This window comes from Maritimimonas sp. 2210JD6-3 (assembly GCF_056591795.1).
In genome coordinates, this window is the sequence record NZ_JBWQOJ010000064.1 from 1 (window position 1) to 4050 (window position 4050).

3 protein-coding genes are annotated in these 4050 nt (G+C 28.7%); 2 read left to right on the forward strand and 1 reads right to left on the reverse strand.

The window, feature by feature from the left end; genetic code table 11:
* Positions 1-2233 (reverse strand): choice-of-anchor Q domain-containing protein (locus AC1EUY_RS15770; protein ID WP_480196511.1); only part of this gene is annotated, 2233 nt, incomplete at its 3' end.
* A 346-nt stretch (positions 2234-2579) separates the two neighbouring features.
* Between AC1EUY_RS15770 and AC1EUY_RS15775 the strand changes: the two genes are divergently transcribed.
* Both AC1EUY_RS15775 and AC1EUY_RS15780 read left to right on the forward strand, forming a co-directional pair.
* Complete coding sequence (locus tag AC1EUY_RS15775) at positions 2580-3302, forward strand: DUF4369 domain-containing protein (protein ID WP_480196512.1); 723 nt, start codon at positions 2580-2582, stop codon at positions 3300-3302.
* An 83-nt stretch (positions 3303-3385) separates the two neighbouring features.
* Positions 3386-4050 (forward strand): hypothetical protein (locus AC1EUY_RS15780; RefSeq protein WP_480196513.1); only part of this gene is annotated, 665 nt, incomplete at its 3' end.

Here is a 4050-nt window from a genome sequence, read left to right on the forward strand (position 1 = left end):
CACTGGGAGATACTGTAATACTCGATGTAGTCTCTCCTGTACTCCATAAAAAATCACCAGAACCACTAGCCGTTAATGTTACACTATCACCCTCACAAATAACTTGATCTAAACCCGCATCAACCGAAGGAGCAGTGTTAACAGTTACCTTAACATCTAAAGTTTCAGTTATGTTGTTTACATCTGTAATTGTTACAGAGTAGGTGGTTGTCTGAGTAGGTATAACTTCCAAAGTTGATGTGGTTTCACCACTATTCCACTGATAGTTCAAACCTCCACTGGCAACAAGTGTTATACTTTCACCCTCACAAATATTTGTATCTGGTGTAACACTGCCAACAAAAGCATTTACAAACTCAAAAGCTCCAATATCAGTTCCTGATCCTTGTGGACGTGGACTTTCATCAAAATCGAAGTTTATATCTAAATCATTCAGCCCTTTATCGATTAATTCACTATCAGAATTTAATTTAAAGTTTTTGCTTGCACGGTTTACAAACTTAGGATCATAAGTGTGAAAATTAGAGCCTACCTGTTTAAAACCATTATGGAAATTATTATTATCAAAAGTAACGCCTGAGAAGTTATAACCATTGTACAAACTAATAACTCCTGAAAAAATATTATTTTTAAATATTGTATTCGTAAAGCCTGGTGAAAAATTATTTGGATTTCTCCATAAATAAGTACCATTTACAAACGTATTATTATAAAATTTGTTATTAGCGTTGTTTCCTGATTGATTTAATCCAGTAACCTGAACAAACTGAGCAATATTATATCCTACACAGTTGCGTATAATATTGTCATGACCAAAACCAATACCTGTTTCGGTTGAATCAAAGAATATTAGAAATTGATTCGAATCATAAACAAATACATTTTCTACAATATTATGACTCGAACCATCACGTATCATAAAACCTCCCGTTTCTTTATCATTGGGATCGGAGCTGTAAGCAGTGACATTTCTTACAACATTATACTTTACTCCTGGATGTCTTAATTCAAAGGCCTTACCCTGATTAACTGCAATAAGACCATCTATTAAATTATACTCTGTTTTATTAGGATCAATATCACTACCTATATTCGTTGGTGTTTGAATTGAACACCCATGCCCCGTATGGTTTGTTAAACCATTTTCTCGATGTGTAATACAATTTATTAAAATACTATTTGATCCATCTAAAACAAAGTAATAATCTGTAGCATCTCCATTGTAGTTACAATAAGATTTAGTATCTTTTACTAAATTACCATCCCCAGACATACCAAAATTACCCAAATAACCATTTAAAGCTGTCGAATTTCTAACTGAAACTTTACTTGGTCTATTAACATTTTCAAAATTATTATTAGAATTATCTAGGTGAATGTTCTCAAATCTAAGATTATTTGATCCATTAATTACTATGTTATAAGCTGGATTATTAACTATTTGTAAATTTTTAATAATTAAATAACTACTTCTGTAAATTTGCATACCTCTAACACCTCTAATATTACCTCCATCTATCAAAGGCATTAAACTACTATCAACTGGAATATTATTTATGGTTGGAGTATAATTCCAATTTAATTTTGGATTATCACCAATGGTGTTTTGATACCCCTCAAAAATAACTGGTTTATTAGCTGAGAAATTTTTATTTAAGACTTCTAGATTAACTTGTCCATAATTACCTGCTTTAATATTATATCTTAGTCCATTAGAGGTAGCTGTGACATAGTCATTATCGAGATTAGATTGCATCTCAGAAAATGTATAAGCATTTTCCTCACTACTTCCATCATGGTTACCTGCTCCATTAACACTTACATATTTTTCAGTTATACCACTTGGTTGTTCTATATTGTTTTCTATATAAACTAATGCAAACTTGTTCAATAAATTCCCATGACTATCTGTCATATTACTACCACCATCATAACGTATTGTATTATTATCCCAAAATGTAAATGAACCAGAAATTTTAAAATAATGTCCAGTATTTGAATCATTAACTATATTAATACTTGAGATATTCTTTAAGCTAATAACAAAACCATTAAAGTTAGAAGCAGTGATAGGTTTATTACTATCAAAATACACTTTGTCTGGTTCAGAATTATTAATTCTAAAGTTTGATAAAATTGGTGGTGAATTTGTTACTGTTAAATTTTTATTTTCGAAAGCATAAATTTTAAAACCTGCAAAAATAATAATGATTAAAAATAATTTTTGTACCATAAATCCATTGGATAAATAATTAATAATTTAGTTATTAATAGTTTATCATTCAACAATATACACCTAGCCCAACCACATAAAACATTACGTTTTAAGGCAACTAGGGAAGTGAATATTAAAAAATGAACGGATTTCTTTTCTTAGCGACGTCTTTCTTTAACGATAATATTTTTAAAAAATTGTATTAACTTATTTTTAAAACATTCTTCTATGAAAAACAAGCCAAAAGTATTTTCTAAATCTGAAGCAAATCTGAAGTTTTTTTTCTAAAACAATGAATTCTAGTTAATTGTTAACAAACAACCTTTTTTGTTAATAAATCAATCTTTTATAGTAAACTTGTAGTATGATTTTTAATTTAAAATTTACGTTAATAGCTATACTGCTTTTATTAATTTTATTAAGCTGTAAAAAGGAAAACAATACTCCTAATAATAGTGATACGTTTTTAATAAAAATACACGTAGATGAAAAATTAAACAATAAAAAAGTTTATTTAAAAAAACAAAATGAGATTTCTAACATCGTATTAGATTCAACAATAGTTAGAAATAGACAGGCATTATTTTCGGGTGAAATAGAATATCCTGAAGTTTATGGAATCTTTTTTGAAAATCGATCTCAAGGAATCTTCCCTATCATTGAAAAAGGAACAATCAAAATTAGAATAGATAATAACGATTTTAAGAATGCTCACATTACCGGCACACCACTTAATAATCAATTAAATTCTTATAAGAATAGCCTAAGAAATATTTCTTCAAAAATGAATAATCTCTTCCACGATTTTCAAAAAGCTAGAGCAGAGAACAATAGTAACAGAATCTCTGAAATTAATCAAAAGATGAAGCTTATAAATCAAGAAATGACCGATTATAAAGTCCATTTTGTTAAAAATAATTCGAATTCTTTCATAGCCTCTATGGTGTTGTTTTCTCTTGCAAATGAGAATATGATTGACAAAAAAATTGTAGAAGATCTTTACACAAGCCTTTCAAAAGAAGTTCAGCAAAGTACTTTCTCAAATAAAACACAAGAGATACTGAGCTCAGAAGCCTATCAAAACTAAGCCACATCTTTAACAAAAGTTTATCATAGCTTTAATATTAATTTGTGATTGTAGGTATTTAATTTGTTATAACAAAGCTGCCTATGACCAAACTATTACTACCAATATTTTTTTCGTTACTTGTTATTCAATGTTTCTCTCAAGATACTAGAAAGGTCATATCGGGCAAAATCAATATCGATTCTCTTTCTGCTGAAGGAATACATGTTATCAATACAACATCAGGTATAGCTACTTTAAGTAATGTATTAGGGGAATTTAGAATTAGAGTTAAACCAAGAGACACATTGTTGTTTTCGAGTATTCTGTTTGTCAATAAAGAGGTCATTATTACAAGAGAACATATCGAAAAACTATCAATTACCATTAAGCTCACGACAGATATTAATTACCTCGATGAAGTAACTTTATCCAATCTTAAACTAACAGGAAATTTAACACAAGACGTATTAGAAAATAAACTAGAAAATCATGTTGATGAATTTACCTTAAGTTTACCAAATGTTGGCAAGGCTCCAAAAAATGAAATAGAAGTAATAAGTGCTAGGTTTAATCAATTTTCTGGAATTATAGGCTCTTTATATGGTTGGATTTCAGGTGATACCAAACGCCTAAAAAAGATAAAACAACTAGCTACAGAAGACTTTTATATCAAAAAGATAAGAGAATTTATAAAAGACGATTTTTTTACTAATGAGTTAAAAATTAAAAAAGAAAATATTAATCGATTTTTACATTTTTGTAAAGG

Bases quoted from the DNA above. Each gene is read 5' to 3' on its own strand.
- AC1EUY_RS15775 (WP_480196512.1), top strand. From the start codon at position 2,580: ATGATTTTTAATTTAAAATTTACGTTAATAGCTATACTGCTTTTATTA.